Source organism: Streptomyces sp. HB132 (assembly GCF_016909575.1).
In the GTDB taxonomy this organism is placed as follows: domain Bacteria; phylum Actinomycetota; class Actinomycetes; order Streptomycetales; family Streptomycetaceae; genus Streptomyces.
The window spans coordinates 150,811-168,000 of sequence record NZ_JAFBGA010000017.1; the positions used below are offsets into that span (position 1 = coordinate 150,811).

The window sequence follows — 17,190 nt, forward strand, 5'->3', positions numbered from 1 at the left end:
CCGATGATTCCCGGAGAGATCCTGTACGCGCAGGACCCGGTGCCGCTCAACGAGGGGCGCCCCGTCACCCGTCTCACCGTCCTCAACGCCGCGGACCGGCCCGTCCAGGTCGGCTCGCACTACCACTTCGCCGAGGCCAACACCGGCCTGGACTTCGACCGCCGCGCAGCCCGCGGGCTGCGGCTGAACATCGCCGCCGGAACCGCCGTGCGCTTCGAGCCCGGAATCCCCGTCGACGTCGAACTCGTCCCGCTCGCAGGTCTGCGCATCGTCCCCGGTCTGCGCGGCGACACCGGAGGTCCCCTCGATGCCTGAGCTCAGCCGCCCCGCGTATGCCGACCTGTACGGGCCCACCACCGGCGACCGCATCCGGCTCGCCGACACCGACCTCGTCGTGGAGATCGAGGAGGACCGCTCCGGCGGTCCCGGACGGGCCGGTGACGAGGCCGTGTTCGGCGGCGGCAAGGTGATCCGCGAATCGATGGGCCAGGCGCGGACCACCCGTGCGGAAGGTGCCCCCGACACCGTCATCACCGGCGCCGTCGTCATCGACCACTGGGGCGTCGTCAAGGCCGACATCGGCATCCGCGACGGCCGGATCACCGGAATCGGCAAGGCCGGGAACCCGGACACGATGGACGGGGTGCCCCCGGAACTGGTCATCGGGCCCGAGACCGAGATCATCGCGGGCAACGGCAGGTTCGTCACCGCCGGCGCCATCGACGCGCACGTCCACTTCATCTCGCCGACCCTCGTCGACCAGGCCCTCTCCTCCGGGATCACCACGCTGGTAGGCGGTGGTACGGGCCCGGCCGAAGGCACGAAGGCCACGACGATCACCCCGGGCCCGTGGCATCTTGCCCGGATGTTCGCGGCGCTGGAGGGCTACCCGGTCAACATCGGTCTGCTCGGCAAGGGCAACACGATGTCACGCGAGGCCATGCACTCCCAACTGCGTGCCGGAGCGCTCGGTTTCAAGATCCATGAGGACTGGGGTGCGACCCCAGCCGTCATCGACGCCTGCCTCGGGGTGTGCGAGGAGACAGGCGCCCAGTTGGCCATCCACACGGACACGCTCAACGAGGCCGGCTTCGTCGCCGACACGCTGGCCGCCGTCGCGGGGCGCTCGATCCACGCCTACCACACCGAGGGTGCGGGCGGCGGGCACGCTCCCGACATCATCAGCGTGGTCTCGGAGCCGTACGTCCTTCCCAGCTCGACCAATCCGACCCGGCCGCACACCGTCAACACGATCGAGGAGCACCTCGACATGCTGATGGTCTGTCACCACCTCAATCCCGCAGTGCCGGAGGACCTGGCCTTCGCCGAGTCCCGTATCAGGCCCTCGACGATCGCTGCCGAGGACATCCTCCACGACCTCGGAGCCATCTCGATCATCTCCTCGGACTCCCAGGCGATGGGCCGCATCGGCGAGGTGATCCTGCGCACCTGGCAGACCGCCCACGTGATGAAGCGGCGACGCGGCACGCTGCCGGGCGACGGTTCCGCCGACAACCACCGGGTGCGTCGCTATGTCGCCAAATACACCATCAACCCCGCGGTCGCCCAGGGCCTGGACCGGGAGATCGGCTCCGTGGAGCCCGGCAAGCTCGCCGACCTCGTGCTCTGGGACCCGGTCTTCTTCGGCGTCAAGCCGCAACTGGTGCTCAAGGCCGGCCAGATCGCGTACGCGCAGATGGGCGACGCCAACGCCTCGATCCCGACCCCGCAGCCGGTCATGCCCCGCCCGATGTTCGGTGCGGTGGGCCGGGCCCCCGCCGCCAACTCGTTCAACTTCGTCTCCTCGGCCGCCATCGAGGCCGGGCTGCCCGAGCGCCTGGGCCTCGGCAAGGAGTTCGTGGCCATCACCAGTACCCGTGGCGTCACGAAGGCCGACATGCGGGAGAACGACGCCCTGCCCCGGGTCACCGTCGATCCCGACAGCTTCGCCGTCACCATCGACGGTGACCCGGTCGAACCCGCCCCCGCCGCCGAACTGCCCATGGCCCAGCGCTACTTCCTCTTCTGAGCGCAGGACGGCACATCATGACGACACGCGCAGCCCTGCTCGTCCTCGCCGACGGCCGGTTCCCCGCCGGTGGCCACGCCCACTCCGGAGGCGCCGAGCCGGCCGTCAAGGCGGGACACATCCAGAACGCCGAGGACCTGGCGGCCTTCTGCCTGGGACGCCTCCACACCACGGGTCTCACCTCCGCGGCCCTCGCCGCAGCGGCGGCCCACGGCCTGGACCCTCTCGCCCTCGACGAGGCAGCCGACGCCCGGACACCCTCGCCCGCCCTGAGGAGCGTCGCCCGCAAGCTGGGCCGACAGCTGATGAGGGCGGCGCGAGCCACCTGGCCGAGCACCGAACTCGCAGCCCTCGCCCAGGCCCGGCCGCGCGGCGCCCACCAGCCCGTGGTCCTCGGGCTCACAGCACGCTCCGCGGGCCTGGGGCCCGCCGACGCCGCCCACTGCATCGCCTACGAGACGGTCAGCGGCCCGGCCGCCGCGGTGGTCCGCCTGCTGTCCCTGGACCCCTTCGAGGCGACCGCGGTCCTCGCCCGGCTCGCCCCCGCCCTCGACCAGGTCGCCGAACAGGCCGCCGAGGCCGCACGGCACGGCATCGACGCCCTGCCCGCCGCCTCCGCCCCGCTGCTCGACATCTCGGCCGAGGCCCACGCGGCCTGGCCGGTCCGCCTGTTCGCGTCCTGAACGCCGGAACTCACCCCGCCCGTCATCACCAGGAGCCGCACCCATGCATCTCGACCACGCACACCACGGCCCCGCCGCCGTCAGCGCCGACGCCGCACGCCCCGACGGCACCCGTCGCGCGCTGCGCATCGGCCTCGGCGGCCCGGTCGGCTCCGGCAAGACGGCCACCGTCGCCGCCCTCTGCCGCGCCCTGCGCGACCGCGTCTCCATCGCCGTCGTCACCAACGACATCTACACCCGCGAGGACGCCGCCTTCCTGCTCCGCAACGCAGTCCTGCCACCCGAGCGCATCCAGGCCGTGGAGACCGGCGCGTGCCCGCACACCGCCATTCGTGACGACATCTCCGCCAACCTCGAAGCGGTCGAGGACCTGGAGGACTCGGTGGGCCCCCTCGATCTGATCCTCGTCGAATCGGGCGGCGACAACCTGACCGCCACCTTCTCCAAGGGGCTCGTCGACGCTCAGGTCTTCGTGATCGACGTCGCGGGCGGTGACGACATCCCGCGCAAGGGCGGCCCGGGTGTCACCACCGCCGACCTGCTCGTCATCAACAAGACCGACCTCGCCCCGTACGTCGGCTCCGACCTGGACCGGATGGCCCGCGACGCCGCCGAGCAGCGCGGCCGGCTCCCCGTGGTGTTCACCTCCCTCACCGGTACCGACGGTGTGGCACCCGTCGCCGACTGGGTGCGGGAGCGGCTCGCGGACTGGGCCGCGTGAGCGTCTCGGCCACCGCCCGGATCACGGCGGTCGCCGACGGACGGGGCGGCACGGCACTTCCGGTGCTGGAGAGCGACGGGCCGCTCGCCGTGCGCCGGACCAGATCGCCGGAACCCGCGTACGCGCGCGTCACCGTGGTCGGCGCGATGAGCGCGCCCCTCGGCGGCGACCGGCTCGCCATCGAGGTCCGCGCCGAGGACGGCGCCCGGGTGACCGTGGACTCCGCGGCCGCCACCGTGGCGCTGCCGGGAGCGGGCCCCGACGCCGTACCCGCCTCGTACGACGTGTGGCTGAGGGTGGGGGAGCGGGCGGAACTCCGCTGGCTCCCCGAACAGCTCGTCTCCGCCCGCGACAGCGAGCTGGACATGACCACCCGGGCCGAACTCGCGGGAAGCGCACGCCTGGTGCTACGCGAGGAACAGGTCCTGGGCCGTCACGGCGAACGCACCGGGCGGCTCACGACTCGCCTCACGGTCCGAAGATCCGGACGGCCACTGCTCGACCAGCACCTGGCGTACGGGCCGGGTACGCCCGGGGGATGGGACGGCGCGGCCGTCCTGGGCGGTCACCGGGCCGTCGGGCAGCTGCTCGTCGTCGACCCGGCATTCGACGACCGGCCTCCCGCGCCGCGGCTCCTCGGCCCCACCGCCGTGCTCACCCCGCTCGCGGGCCCCGCTGTCCTGGTCACCGCGGTCGCCGCCGACGCACGCCTGCTACGTGCGGTGCTGGACGACGCGCTGGAGGACCTCCAGAAGGGATCAAAGGTCCCGAACGGAGGCTGAGTTCGCTGAGCGGGACAGTGAGCACCGGTTATTGGTTCGGTAAAGAAACATGCCTACGCCCTGTTCTCAGCAACCCCACAGACGAAAGGATCCTCCTGGACACGGAGACGACGCGCCGCCACCGGCGGCGCACACGCAGGGGGAGGTTCCACTTGAGACGCACAGCGATGCTCGGTTCGGCCGGCACTCTGATCGCGGGCACGCTCATAGCGGGGGCGATAGCCGCACCGGCCGCCGGTGCCGACAGCCGGCACCACGGCGACAGGGAGGCCCGTGGCGCCCAGATCGCCGCGGCCCGTGCCGCGAAGGCCGGGATCGACTGGACGGACTGTCCGGCCGACTGGGCGATCGCCGCACCCATCCAGTGCGGCTGGGTGAGCGTTCCCCTCGACTACGCCAAGCCGGACGGCAAGCAGATCAAGCTCGCGGTCGACCGGCACGTCAGCACCGGCACGAAGGACGAACGCCAGGGCGCGCTCGTCTACAACCCCGGCGGCCCCGGCGGCTCCGGCATGGCGTTCCCGAAGCGCATCGTCACGAAGAACCCGATCTGGGCGAAGGCGGCCAAGGCATACGACTTCGTCGGGTTCGACCCGCGCGGTGTCGGCCACTCGGCCCCGATCTCCTGCATCGATCCGCAGGAGTTCGTGAAGGCCCCGAAGGCCGATCCGGTGCCGGACAGCGAAGCCGACAAGCGGGCCCAGCGCAAGCTCGCGGCCGAGTACGCCGACGGCTGCGCCGAGCGCAGCGGCGACATGCTGCCGCACATGACCACGCCCAACACCGCCCGCGACCTGGACGTCATCCGTGCCGCGCTCGGTGAGAAGAAGCTGAACTTCCTGGGCGTCTCCTACGGCACCTATCTGGGCGCGGTCTACGGCACGCTCTTCCCGTCGCACGTGCGCCGCATGGTCGTCGACAGCGTGGTCGACCCGGCGAAGGACAACATCTGGTACGAGGCCAACCTCAACCAGGACATCGCCTTCCAGACGCGATGGAACGACTGGAAGGCGTGGGTCGCCGAGAACGACGCGGCCTACCACATCGGTGACACGCCCGAGAAGGTCGAGCAGGCGTGGCTCACGCTGCGGGCCGCTGCCAAGGAGGACCCGATCGGCGGCGTCGTAGGCCCCGCCGAGCTCATCGGGTTCTTCCAGAGCGCGCCGTACTACGACTCCGCCTGGGCGCCCACGGCCCGGATCTGGAGCGACTACCTGGGCGGCGACACCCAGGCGCTGATCGACGCCGCGGCACCCGACCTGTCGGACACCGCGGGCAACATCAGCTCGGAGAACGGCAACGCCGTGTACACGGCGGTCGAGTGCGCCGACGCCAAGTGGCCCACCAGCTGGAAGAAGTGGGACCGCGACAACACCCGGCTGCACCAGGAATACCCGTTCATGACCTGGGCCAACGCCTGGATGAACCTGCCCTGTGCGACCTGGTCGTCCAAGCAGCAGACGCCGCTGGACGTCCGCACCGGCAAGGGCCTGCCTCCGGTGCTCATCGTGCAGTCCACGCGCGACGCCGCCACCCCGTACGAAGGCGCCGTCGAACTGCACAAGCGCTTCAAGGGCTCCCGTCTCATCACCGAGAAGGGCGCCGGCTCGCACGGTGTCACCGGCCTGGTCAACCCCTGCGTCAACGAGCGAGTGGACACCTACCTGCTCACGGGGAGGACCGACCGGCGCGATGTGACGTGCACCCCGCACGCCACGCCGAAGCCGTGACCACCTGACGTGAGCGGGCGGCCGATGACGTACGGCGGCCGCCCGTTCACCCCCTCCCGCGGGGCGCCGCGCTCACGCCTTCCGGTCGAACCGATCCAGCCAGGCGTCCTCCGCCGCGTAGTCGAAGAGCGCCTCGCCGTAGCCGCGCACCATCTTCGGGAAGACCTCCCTCCAGTCACGTCCGTCGAGCTGTGCGACGAGCTGTTCGACGGTCCGCGGCAGTGACCGCTCATACCCCGTCACCGGGCGGTAGCCCAACTCCTGTTCGGCAGCCGACATGTCGTAGACGACAGGATGCGCGCCGCTCCACGGGGTCTCACCCACACCGCCTTCCGGCGGCGCGCCGTCGACCAGCACCGTCTCGGTCTCCAGACCGAGCACGCCGTCGACCGCCGCACCGATCTCCGCGACGGTCGGAGCCTGCGGGTCACCCGCGTTGAGCACCCGGGCGGCCGGCCGCAGAGCGGCGAGCCGTATGAGTTCGGCGATGTTGGACACGTGCACCGGATGGAAGCGGCTCGCCCCGCCGTAGGCGAGGACCCGTCGCCTGCGCCCGTCCAGAAGGCGCTTGACGAAGTACAGCTCGCGCGGTGTGCGGCAGTGTTCACCGTGCACCGCGCCCGCCCGCAGCAGAGTCACCGGCAACGCGTCGCCCGCCGCGAGCAGTTCCCGTTCCAGCGCGGCCTTCCGTGTCCCGTACGTCGAGTCCCCGGGCGCCACCGTGCGCTGCGTCTCCGGGATCGGCACCGGATACCGGGGGAAGCCGTCCGGCTCGCCCTGTGTGTCGAAACTGCGGCCCTGCTCGTCCTCGTACACCGCTCCGCTGGAGACGACGACCGCGGACCCGGCCCGGCCCGCCAGCCCCGTGAGTTGCGCGGCGTGATCCCGGCCGAAGGCGACCATGTCGACGAGGACGTCGCAGCCGTCTCCGAGCGCGGCCGCCAGGGCTCCCTCCTCCTCGCGGTCGAGTGCGAGGAGGCGGACGCCGTCGCTCCAGGTGCCGTCCCGGCCGCCCCCGCGCGAGGCCGCGGTCACCTCCCAGCCGTCCGCGGCCAGAGCCCTCACCGCGGCCCGCCCGATCTGTCCCGTCGCGCCCAGCACGAAAGCCCGTCCTCTGCTCATGCGGGAAACGCTACGGCCGCCGCGGTCGCGGGAACAGGAGGATCTGCCGGCAGCGAATTCCCCTCTCAGCGCGAGCGGCGCGGGAACTTCTTGGCCTCCTCGGCCTGCGAGGCCTTGGCCTTGACCGCGTACTCGTCGACGTACTCCTGGCCGGAGAGGTTCAGGATGGCGTACATGATCTCGTCCGTCACCGCCCGGATCGCCGCCTTCTGGTCCTCCAGGCCGGCGTATCGGGAGAAGTCCAGCGGCTCCCCGAAGCGGATCGTGACCCGCTTCACCTTGGGCACCTTCTGCCCGGGCGGCTGGATCTCGAAGGTGCCGACCATCGCACAGGGGATGACCGGGACCCCTGCCCGGATGGCCATCACGGCGACCCCGACCTTGCCCTTGTACAGCCGCCCGTCGTGCGAGCGGGTGCCTTCCGGATAGATGCCCAGCAGCTCCCCCTTGCTCAGCACCCCCAGCCCTTCACGGATCGCCGCCTGCCCCGCCTCCTTGCCCGACCGGTCCACCGGAATCTGCCCGATGCTGTGGAAGAACGCGGCGGTCAGCTTGCCCTTGATGCCGGGGCCGGTGAAGTACTCGGCCTTCGCGAGGAACGTGATGCGGCGCTTCAGGATCGCGGGCATCAGGAAGTGGTCGGAGAAGGAGAGGTGGTTCCCGGCGACGATGGCCGCGCCGTCGGCCGGAATGTGTTCCAGTCCCTCGATGCGTGGCCGGAACGTCAGGCGCAGCAAGGGGCCCAGCACGACATGCTTCAGGACGTAATAGAACACAGCTTCTCTCCTCGTCTTCCGGACCGGGCCGGTGAGTCTCCCGGACCGGTCCGGTCGCCGCGTTCTGCCAGGTCACGCATGGTGTTGTTGCTCTTGGCCGGCTCGGTGGCGCCGCCCGCCGCGGTCCGGCCCCTACGGAACGGGTACCCGTTCCTCGCCGCCTTAGCTGATGGGCCATCAGTCGATGGTCCTTACGAACCCGGCGCCTCTCCGCGGTGATCGATCGTAGCCCTGATTCGCTTGCTACCGGGAAGTCGCACGGAACCGGAGCCGCCGAGACCCGGCAACGGGCCACGGAAGGGCCCCCGGACTGCCCCGGAGGACCCCTCGGGACCCGCCCCGCTTCGCGTCGGGTTCGTAGCGGCGCAGGATGATGAGCATCAGGCAGACGTACGGGTTCAGCGGTGTGATCATCCAGGTGTGGCCGAGCCGCCGATACGGAAAGCCGCCTGGGTGATGGCCGGTTCGCGACCGATGAGCATGAACGCCCGCACCCGACACAGGGTGCGACCAGGCGCCACGGTGCCGGACCGCCGTGCCGGTCCCGAGGTCACGAAGAGGTTCGGCGCGCAGACCGGCGGGGCGAACAGGACCAGGCCGGCGAAGCCGGTGAGGCCGGCCGATCCGAGGAGCGCGGCACCCTGCACCGCGAGCAGGGTGCCGACGTCCGAACCGCCGCCGGAGGGCCGACGTCCGAGCGGTCGAAGACACCGTTGACCTGAGCGATCACCCGGATCAGCACGATGTACGCGGACATCCCGGTGATCGACCCGGCCGCCATCACCGGTACGCCGCCGGCCCCGCGTACCTTGCCGTGGACGATGCCGCGATCAGGCACGCGGCGAACAGCGGAGGGACGGGGCGCAGCGCACGCACCGGCTCGCGCGTGGCCCGCCCACGCTCGTCCGCGCAGAGGAGACCGTCACCCGCGCACCAGGCGCCCCAACGCCCACCGCGCCGGTCCCGCGTAGGCGGCGAGAGCGACGGCGGGCCCCTCGATCCGGAGCGTCGTGGCCGATCCGCCCGGCCGGTGCGTGACCTCGTGAAACAGGCGCAGACGCACCGGTCCGACGCGAACCCGCCACGTCCACCGCCTCCGCTCGTCGTCCACGGACTCGACGACGAAGGCCGCCCTGACACCGAACAGGGAGACGATCTCACCCCGGGTGCCCGGTACGATCCGTTCGTCGTCCACGTGAACCGCCCTGATCTGCGGCGACCACGACGGCCAGCGCGCCGGGGTGACGTAACGCAGCCACACGTCCTCGGCCGACGCGCGCCCTTCGGCGCGCAGCGTCATGACCGCCATCGGCCCGGTACCCGGATCAGCCGGCCTGGTCGTGCACGAACTCGTTGAGGGCCTTGCCCGGCCGCAGCGCGGCCTCGCCGCCGACGGTGTGGAAGCTGCCGAAGCCGACCATCGTGACCGTCCTGCCCGCCTTCAGCGCCTCGGCGATGGCACCTGCCTCCGCGACCGTGCCGAACACGGCGTCGACGACCCGGCCGATCTGGTCGGCCGGCAGCTCGCCGCCTTGCGCGGTCTTCCGCCCGATCGCCTCGACCAATCCTGACCTGTCCATGCGCAGCACCCTCTTCCCGCCGACGATGACGCGCGACGGACACGGCCCCGCCCGCGGGTACCGGCCGGCCCGTGGTCCGCCACACGATGCCCTCAGGGTGTCATCGTGGAGGCGTCCCCGCACGGCGGCGGGCGGCACGGCTCACCTGCGGTGGGCAAACCGTCCGGAACACCCTGCCAGGGCTCGTGCCTCAGGTGTCGCGGGTGGCGAGCATCCCCAGAGTGGCGAGGCCGAGGACCACCCAGCCGAACCAGAGCCAGCCATTGCTCCCCAGGGCCACCGTGTACGCCGTCACCGCGACCAGCGCGCCGACGGTGAGCACTCCCATGGTCTTCGTGGATCCAGGCATGAGCACACGCTCCTCACCCGGCCGCACGGCCGTTGAGGCCATGGTCACCCCTCAGGCGTGTCCACCGCTACTGTCCGCGCGCCTGCAATGAGGCGAGATAGGCGTTGTACGCCTTCAGCTCCTGGTCGCCGTCCCGGTCGGCGGCACGGTCGGAGCGCTTGGCCGTCCGCTGCTCGGAGCGGTACCACTGGAAGACCAGCGCGATCAGTACCAGCACGGAAGGGATCTCGCTGAACGCCCAGGCGATGCCGCCGGCCGCGGACTGGTCGGACAGGGCGTCGAGGCCGAGCGAGGCCGGAGGATTCTCGTACGCCTTCACCATCGGCTGGCTCGCCATCATCAGCGCGATCCCGAAGAACGCGTGGAACGGCATGCCCGCGAAGAGCTCCAGCATCCGCATCACGTAACCGGGCCGGTGCGGGCCGGGGTCGACGCCCATGATCGGCCAGAAGAACACCAGGCCGACCGCCAGGAAGTGCACCATCATCGCGATGTGCCCCGTCTTCGATCCCATCAGGAAGTCGAACAGCGGGGTGAAGTAGAGCCCGTACAGGCTCGCGATGAAGAGCGGGATCGTGAACACGGGATGCGTGATGATCTTCATGTAGCGGCTGTGCAGCAGCTTGAGCAGCAGCTCGCGCGGACCCGTGCGGCCCCGCCCCGCCACCGGCAGCGCCCGCAGGGCCAGCGTCACCGGGGCGCCGAGCAGCAGCAGGATCGGCGACACCATGCTGATCACCATGTGCTGCACCATGTGCACGCTGAACATGACCATGCCGTAGTCGTTGAGCCCCGTGCACATCACCAGGGCGATGGACAGCACGCCGATGACGAAGAACACCGTCCGGTTCACCGGCCAGCCGTCGCCCCGGCGACGCAGTCGCACGACTCCGTAGCCGTACAGGGCGAGCGCGAGGACGCAGCCGATCAGGAAGAACGGGTCCGCGGAGAACTCCAGCCCGCGTCCCAGCGTGAACGGCGGCAGATCCATGTTCGTGCCGTGCCCGCTGTGATCCATCTGTTCACTCCTGCTGGGGACGTCCCCGTTTCGTGCCGGTTGTCCGGTCCAGACTAGAACCGCCCCCGGCCGCGGATGCGGCCGGGGGCGGTTCACGGGGCGTCGGGACGGTCAGAGCACGACCTGAGCCTCGGCGTAGCGCTCGGCGGGGACCGTCTTCAGGGTCTCCACGGCCGCTGCCAGCGGGACCATCGTGATGTCGGTGCCGCGCAGCGCCGTCATCATGCCGAACTCACCGCGGTGAGCGGCCTCCACCGCGTGCCAGCCGAAGCGGGTGGCGAGGACACGGTCGTAGGCGGTGGGGGTGCCGCCGCGCTGCACGTGGCCGAGGATCACCGGGCGGGCCTCCTTGCCGAGGCGCTGCTCCAGCTCACCGGACAGCTGCGTCGCCACGCCGGCGAAGCGCTCATGGCCGTAGATGTCCTTCTTGCCCTGGCTGAACTCCATGGAGCCCTCCCGGGGCTTCGCGCCCTCCGCCACGACCACGATCGCGAACTTCTTGCCGTCCGAGAAGCGCCGGCCGACCAGTTCCGTCAGCTCGTCGATGTCGAAGGGCCGCTCGGGTACGACGATGGCGTGCGCACCGGCCGCCATGCCCGAGTGCAGTGCGATCCAGCCGGTGTGCCGCCCCATGACCTCGACGATCAGCACGCGCTGGTGCGATTCGGCCGTCGTCTTCAGCCGGTCGAGAGCCTCGGTGGCCACTCCGACGGCCGTGTCGAAACCGAAGGTCACGTCGGTGGACGCGATGTCGTTGTCGATGGTCTTGGGCACACCGACGATGGGAAGGCCCGCCTCGGAGAGGAGGTTGGCGGCCTTCAGGGTGCCTTCGCCGCCGATCGGGATGATCGCGTCCAGGCCCAGGTCCGCGACATGGCCCTTCGCCCGCTCCACGCCGTCACGCAGATGCGCGGGCTGGACGCGGGAGGAGCCGAGGATCGTGCCGCCGCGGGCGAGGATGCCGCCGACCGCGTCGAGGTCGAGCTTGCGGTAGTCGCACTCGAGGAGGCCCTTCCACCCGTCGTGGAAGCCGATGACCTCGTCGCCGTGGTCGACCACCGCGCGGTGCACGACGGAACGGATGACGGCGTTGAGGCCGGGGCAGTCGCCGCCGGAGGTGAGCACACCAATTCGCATTGCCCGGGAAACCTTTGCAACGTGGGCCGACGCCGGACCACGTCGTCCGGTTGGATCCCCGCCACCCTACCGGCGCGGGGTGGCCGGACCGAACCCACTGTCCGACTGCTGGACGTCCACGGGATGTACACCCGGGCCACACACGCGTGGACCGGCCTCTCCAGGGAGGGGCCGGTCCACGCGGGAACTGTGTCAGGCCGGCTGGGTCGCCGCGGCGATCCGCTCGGCGCGCAGCGCCTCGTACCAGCGGTCGTCGCTCGGCGGCAGCGCGTTCACGTCGAGCGCCAGCTTCAGCAGGAGGTCCGCGATCAGCGGGTTGCGTGCCAGAACGGGCCCGTGCATGTAGGTGCCGAACACGGTGTCGTTGTACGCGCCCTCCGTGCCGTCACCCGTGCCGTTGCCCCGGCCGAGCCGCACCCGCGCGAAGGGGCGCGCCGCCGGACCGAGGTGCGTGATGCCCTGGTGGTTCTCGAACCCCGTCAGCGGGGGCAGACCGAGATTCGGATCGATGTCCCCGAGCACGTCGCCGACGCACCGGGCACCCTCACCCCGGGTCGAGACGACGTCGAGCAGCCCGAGGCCGGGCTCGCGCTCGCCGAGGTCGTTGATGAACTCGTGGCCGAGGATCTGGTAGCCCGCGCAGACGGAGAAGATGATCGCGCCGTTCGCCGCGGCCCTGTTCAGTCCGCCGTCACGCCGCAGCCGCTCCGAGGCGAGCCGCTGCGGCCGGTCCTCACCGCCGCCGATCAGATAGATGTCACCCGACGTCGGGATGGGCTGGTCGCTGCGCACGTCCACGCGCGACACGTCGAGACCGCGCTGGCGCGCCCGGCGCTCCACCACCAGGGCGTTTCCCTGGTCGCCGTAGGTGCTGAGGAGGTCGGGGTAGACCCACACCAGCCGCAGGCTGTTGTTGCTCATGCTTCGTCCTCTCCGGGGGTTGCCCGCGCGGGGGTCAGTTGCCGACACGACGGCGCAGATCCTGGAAGGCGGTGTAGTTGGCGATGACCTCGATGCGCCCGGGCGGTGCCATCTGGACGGCCTCGTCCAGGGTCTCGCAGACGCGGAAGTCCAGTCCGGCCACTTCGAGACGGACCGCGAGGTCCAGCTTGCGGTCACCGAGCACGAAGATCGGGTGGCCGTAGAGCTGGGTGTAGTCGACGTCCCACAGCCAGGAGGTGTCCGTGCCGTCGGCGCCGCGCGCGTTCACCGAGAGGATGACCGGGGTGGGCGGCGGGTCGATCAGGGAGAACGTCTCGAGCCAGCCCGCCGGGTTCTTCGCCAGCAGGAGCCGGAGCTCACGGCCGAGAAAGGTGACGACGTCGTAGCGGCCCGCCACGGCCTGCACCTGGTACATGCGCTCCAGGGCGACCTGCGGCGGCACACCGAAGACGGCCGCCACGGCGGCCGAACTCGTGGCGTTGGCCTTGTTGGCCCGGCCCGGCAGCTGGAGGTGGATAGGCCACGCGGAACCGTGCGGGTCCAGGACGTAGTCACCGTTCAGCGCCCAGCTCGGGGCGGGGCGGCGGAAACCGCACTCGCCGCAGAACCAGTCGTCCCCTGGGCGCTGCATCACGCCGCCGCAGGACGGGCAGGACCAGGCGTCGTCCTTCCACGCCTGCCCCGCCGCGACCCACACCACGTTGGGCGAGGAGGAAGCTGCCCAGACGATGAGCGGGTCGTCGGCGTTCGCCACGATCACGGCCTTGGAGCCCGAGAGGCCCTCCCGCCACTTCTCCGCCAGCATCCGGGTCTCCGCCGCGCGGTCCAACTGGTCGCGGGAGAGGTTGAGCAGCGCGATCACCTTCGGCGTCGTGTCGCGTGCCACCCCCGCGAGGTACTTCTCGTCGACCTCGATCACGCCGTACCGCGCGTCCGAGCCCCCTGCCAGGGCGGAGGTGATCCCCGCCGGCATGTTGGCCCCGAGCGCGTTCGACACGACGGGCCCTGCGGCCGTCAGCGCCTCCGCGATCAGCCGAGTGGTCGTCGTCTTGCCGTTCGTCGCGGACACGAGGATCACGTCCAGGTGCTGCGCCAGCCGCCCGAGCAGGTCGGGGTCGAGCTTGAGCGCCACCCGGCCGCCGATCACCGATCCGCTGCCGCGCCCCGCGGCGCGCGACACCGCCGCCGCGGCCTTGCCCGCCGTCACGGCGAGCTTGGCCCGCGGCGACAACGGCTCCGTGTTGCCTGCCATCGTCCTAGATCCTCCTTGCGTAAGTCCGCGCCCAGCCTATCGATGTCCGGCGCGACGACAGCACCTCGGCACCACGGGGAACGTGGAGGTCACGTGGAACGTACGCTTCTCCCCATGCGAAACCGCCCGATCCCCGGCAGTTCCGGACGCGTTCGTGCCATGAGCCTGTTCGGCGCCCCGGCGCTCCACCGCCCGTGCGACGACGTCACCGACTTCGGGCCGTCGCTCGCCCGGCTGGTGGAGGACATGTTCGCCACCATGTACGCCGCGAACGGTGTGGGGCTCGCCGCGAACCAGATCGGCGTGCCGCTCAAGGTGTTCGTCTACGACTGTCCCGACGACGACGAGGTCCGGCACCTGGGCCATCTCGTCAATCCCGTACTTGTCGAGGCGCACGGGATCACCGTACGCGGACCGGAGGGCTGCCTGTCCCTTCCCGGGCTCGAAGCCGGCACCCCGCGTTTCGACCACGCCGTGGTGGAGGGCCGGACGGTCACCGGCGAGCCGGTGCGGATCACCGGCACCGGCTGGTTCGCCCGCTGCCTGCAGCACGAGTGCGACCATCTCGACGGCAGGGTCTACACCGACCGGCTCACGGGGCTGCGCCGCGCCAGGGCGCTGCGCGCCGTGCGGCGCTCGCCCTGGGGCCGTACGGCGGTGTCAGGCTGACGCGGGCCCCGGACCCCCGGACACCGAGGGCCCGGGTCCTGGGCGGCCGCTCAGAACCCCTTGCCGCCGGGCAGGTCGCCGGCCTCGGCCAGCCTGCCCCACAGCAGGTCGGCGAGGCTGCGTACCAGCTGCTCGCGCGAGCACGGCCGGTCGCCCAGCCACCAGTCCCCGGCCGCGTGCATCATGCCGACGATGCCGTGGCCCCAGATGCGGGCCATCTGCTCGCTCTCCGGTCCGAGGTCGACCCGTTCGACGATCACCTTGCCGAGCTCCTCGCCCAGGCGGCGCAGCAGCGGGGCCGAATGCCGGCCGACGTCGAAACCGTGCTCGGGGGAGGGGGCCGCGTCGTCGGACGGGTGCATCAGGAAGCGGTAGACCTGCGGGCGGGCCTCGATCGCCGCGAGGTAGGTGTCCAGGGTCGCCTCGACCCGTTCGCGCCGCTCGGACGGGGCGTCGAGCGCGGCCCGCAGGGCGCTCAGCAGGGCGTCGGTGTGGCGCTTGGCGAGCGCGCGGTAGAGGCCGCCCTTGTCACCGAAGTGCCGGTAGAGGATGGGTTTGGTGATCCCGGCCTCCGCGGCGATGGCGTTCATCGACGCCTGCGGGCCGTCCCTGAGCACCACTCGGTCCGCGGCTTCGAGCAGCTCCCGTCGACGGCGTTCGGCTGCCGTCCGCTGCCGTTCCGCCCCTCGTGTGGTCTCCATGTCGTTTCTCCCGCCCCGCCCAGCTGTCCAGCGATCTCGTCACGCCCGGGCAACGTAACACCCTGCTCTGCCACGCACGGATCCGCAGCTGAGCGGTTGACAGAAGCTACTTGCTGGTAACAGACTGTTGTTACCGCTGGTAACAGATGGATCCGGAAGCGCATGGAGGGAATCATGGCCGAGTTCACGCTCGAGCTCAACGACGACCAGAAGCAGGTCCGTGACTGGCTGCACGGATTCGCCGCCGATGTGATCCGGCCTGCCGCTTCGGAGTGGGACGAGCGTGAGGAAACGCCCTGGCCCGTCATCCAGGAGGCGGCCAAGGTGGGCATCTACTCCCTCGACTTCTACGCCCAGCAGTTCTTCGACCCTACGGGCCTCGGCATACCCATGGCCATGGAGGAGCTCTTCTGGGGTGACGCCGGCATCGCCCTTTCGATCGTCGGCACGGGTCTGGCCGCCGTCGGCGTCCTCGCCAACGGCACCGAGGAGCAGATCGGTACCTGGATCCCCCAGATGTACGGGGACGCCGCAGATGTGAAGGTCGCCGCCTTCTGCTCCTCGGAGCCGGACGCGGGCTCGGACGTGGCCTCGATGCGTACCCGCGCGGTGTACGACGAGGCCAAGGACGAGTGGGTGCTCAACGGCACCAAGACCTGGGCGACCAACGGCGGTATCGCCAACGTCCACGTCGTCGTCGCCGTCGTGGACCCGGAGCTCGGTTCGAAGGGCCACGCCTCCTTCATCGTCCCGCCGGCCACCCCCGGCCTCTCGCAGGGGCAGAAGTTCAAGAAGCACGGCATCCGTGCCTCGCACACGGCCGAGGTCGTCCTCGAGGACGTCCGCATCCCCGGCCACTGTCTGCTCGGCGGCAAGGAGAAGCTCGACGAGCGCCTCGCCCGGGCGCGTGAGCGTGCCAGGACGGGGGGCGAGCGCGTCAAGAACGCGGCGATGGCGACCTTCGAGGCGTCCCGCCCCGCCGTCGGCGCCATGGCGGTCGGTACGGCTCGTGCCGCCTACGAGGTCGCGCTCGACTACGCCAGGACCCGGACCCAGTTCGGCCGCCCGATCATCGACAACCAGGGCATCGCCTTCCAGCTGGCCGACATGCGTACGCAGATCGACGCGGCGCGGCTGCTCGTCTGGCGTGCCTCCTGGATGGCGAGTGCGGGCAAGCCGTTCACGGCGGCCGAGGGCTCGATGTCGAAGCTCTACGCGAGTGAGACCGCCAAGACGGTCACCGCGCAGGCGGTGCAGATCCTCGGTGGCAACGGCTTCACCCGTGAGTACCCCGTGGAGCGCATGCACCGGGACGCCGCGATCTACACCATCTTCGAAGGCACGAGCGAGATCCAGCGCCTGGTGATCGCCCGGACCCTGTCGGGAATGCCGATCCGCTGAAGGCTGTCCCGTACTCCCCGGTGGATCGGCGCGCGGCGTCGCATGTGGTGCGTCGCAAGGCGGAGGGATGTCCGCATACCGGATGTATTCGGGCGTTCCGGGGGCGCGGCGAGGTGCCGTAGCTGTAGTCGTGCGCCCCGGGGATCACGGGGCAGACCTCAGTCGCTGCCCGACCTGGTCGCGGCGTCGCGGGGGGGGGGGGGGGGGCCCGCGCGCGCGCCCCACCCCCCCCCCCCCCCCCGGCACCAGCAACCGCGCCAGGCTGCGGCTGCGCCCCGCCCGAGCCCCCCCCACCCAC

At 71.1% G+C, this 17,190-nt stretch carries 19 protein-coding genes; 8 read left to right on the forward strand and 11 right to left on the reverse strand.

Going from position 1 to position 17,190, the window contains the following annotated elements:
- The first annotated feature begins 3 nt into the window (after positions 1-3).
- From JOC24_RS28460 to JOC24_RS28485, 6 genes are all read left to right on the forward strand, one after another.
- A complete protein-coding gene (locus JOC24_RS28460; RefSeq protein WP_205023271.1) occupies positions 4-315 on the forward strand; it encodes an urease subunit beta in 312 nt (103 codons plus the stop codon).
- Positions 308-2,029: an urease subunit alpha gene (locus tag JOC24_RS28465; protein ID WP_205023272.1), complete on the forward strand. Its 1,722-nt coding sequence runs from the start codon at positions 308-310 to the stop codon at positions 2,027-2,029. Before JOC24_RS28460 ends, JOC24_RS28465 begins: the two co-directional genes overlap by 8 nt.
- A gap of 17 nt (positions 2,030-2,046) precedes the next feature.
- Entirely contained in the window at positions 2,047-2,712 is a 666-nt protein-coding gene (locus JOC24_RS28470) for an urease accessory protein UreF (RefSeq protein WP_205023273.1), read from the forward strand.
- Between the two features lie 43 nt (positions 2,713-2,755).
- Positions 2,756-3,433, forward strand: a complete 678-nt coding sequence (gene ureG / locus JOC24_RS28475) for an urease accessory protein UreG (RefSeq protein ID WP_205023274.1) — start codon at positions 2,756-2,758, stop codon at positions 3,431-3,433.
- A complete protein-coding gene (locus tag JOC24_RS28480) occupies positions 3,430-4,215 on the forward strand; it encodes an urease accessory protein UreD (protein WP_205023275.1) in 786 nt (261 codons plus the stop codon). The genes ureG and JOC24_RS28480 overlap by 4 nt, the downstream gene beginning before the upstream one ends.
- Before the next feature lie 167 nt (positions 4,216-4,382).
- Positions 4,383-5,945, forward strand: coding sequence for an alpha/beta hydrolase (locus JOC24_RS28485; RefSeq protein ID WP_205023294.1), 1,563 nt, complete (start codon positions 4,383-4,385; stop codon positions 5,943-5,945).
- Positions 5,946-6,017: 72 nt separating this feature from the next.
- Here the strand turns inward: JOC24_RS28485 and JOC24_RS28490 are convergent, their stop codons facing one another.
- The 10 genes from JOC24_RS28490 to JOC24_RS28535 form a co-directional block, all read right to left on the reverse strand.
- Entirely contained in the window at positions 6,018-7,067 is a 1,050-nt protein-coding gene (locus JOC24_RS28490; RefSeq protein ID WP_239581105.1) for an NAD-dependent epimerase/dehydratase family protein, read from the reverse strand.
- Between the two features lie 65 nt (positions 7,068-7,132).
- Positions 7,133-7,843, reverse strand: a complete 711-nt coding sequence (locus JOC24_RS28495) for a lysophospholipid acyltransferase family protein (protein WP_205023276.1) — start codon at positions 7,841-7,843, stop codon at positions 7,133-7,135.
- A 410-nt stretch (positions 7,844-8,253) separates the two neighbouring features.
- Positions 8,254-8,490, reverse strand: coding sequence for a hypothetical protein (locus JOC24_RS33545; protein ID WP_307792768.1), 237 nt, complete (start codon positions 8,488-8,490; stop codon positions 8,254-8,256).
- 275 nt (positions 8,491-8,765) lie between these two features.
- Positions 8,766-9,152, reverse strand: coding sequence for an SRPBCC family protein (locus tag JOC24_RS28505; RefSeq protein WP_374104535.1), 387 nt, complete (start codon positions 9,150-9,152; stop codon positions 8,766-8,768).
- 16 nt (positions 9,153-9,168) lie between these two features.
- On the reverse strand, positions 9,169-9,423 hold the full coding sequence (locus JOC24_RS28510) for an HU family DNA-binding protein (RefSeq protein ID WP_205023277.1): 255 nt from the start codon (positions 9,421-9,423) through the stop codon (positions 9,169-9,171).
- A gap of 190 nt (positions 9,424-9,613) precedes the next feature.
- Positions 9,614-9,772, reverse strand: coding sequence for a hypothetical protein (locus JOC24_RS28515; protein ID WP_107103313.1), 159 nt, complete (start codon positions 9,770-9,772; stop codon positions 9,614-9,616).
- 67 nt (positions 9,773-9,839) lie between these two features.
- Positions 9,840-10,790, reverse strand: a complete 951-nt coding sequence (locus tag JOC24_RS28520) for a cytochrome c oxidase assembly protein (RefSeq protein WP_205023278.1) — start codon at positions 10,788-10,790, stop codon at positions 9,840-9,842.
- A gap of 111 nt (positions 10,791-10,901) precedes the next feature.
- A complete protein-coding gene (locus JOC24_RS28525; protein WP_031094065.1) occupies positions 10,902-11,927 on the reverse strand; it encodes a 6-phosphofructokinase in 1,026 nt (341 codons plus the stop codon).
- A 192-nt stretch (positions 11,928-12,119) separates the two neighbouring features.
- Positions 12,120-12,848: a type 1 glutamine amidotransferase gene (locus JOC24_RS28530; protein ID WP_205023279.1), complete on the reverse strand. Its 729-nt coding sequence runs from the start codon at positions 12,846-12,848 to the stop codon at positions 12,120-12,122.
- Positions 12,849-12,882: 34 nt separating this feature from the next.
- On the reverse strand, positions 12,883-14,121 hold the full coding sequence (locus JOC24_RS28535; RefSeq protein WP_031094061.1) for a Mur ligase family protein: 1,239 nt from the start codon (positions 14,119-14,121) through the stop codon (positions 12,883-12,885).
- 114 nt (positions 14,122-14,235) lie between these two features.
- On the opposite strand from JOC24_RS28535, the gene def reads away from it, so the two are divergent.
- Positions 14,236-14,790, forward strand: a complete 555-nt coding sequence (gene def / locus JOC24_RS28540; RefSeq protein ID WP_205023280.1) for a peptide deformylase — start codon at positions 14,236-14,238, stop codon at positions 14,788-14,790.
- A gap of 50 nt (positions 14,791-14,840) precedes the next feature.
- On the opposite strand, the gene JOC24_RS28545 is transcribed toward def, so the two are convergent.
- Positions 14,841-15,491 (reverse strand): TetR family transcriptional regulator, encoded by a 651-nt coding sequence (locus JOC24_RS28545; RefSeq protein ID WP_205023281.1) that lies wholly within the window; start codon positions 15,489-15,491, stop codon positions 14,841-14,843.
- A gap of 174 nt (positions 15,492-15,665) precedes the next feature.
- Here JOC24_RS28545 and JOC24_RS28550 point away from each other — a divergent pair, with 174 nt between their 5' ends.
- A complete protein-coding gene (locus JOC24_RS28550) occupies positions 15,666-16,892 on the forward strand; it encodes an acyl-CoA dehydrogenase family protein (RefSeq protein WP_205023282.1) in 1,227 nt (408 codons plus the stop codon).
- Positions 16,893-17,190: the final 298 nt, after the last annotated feature.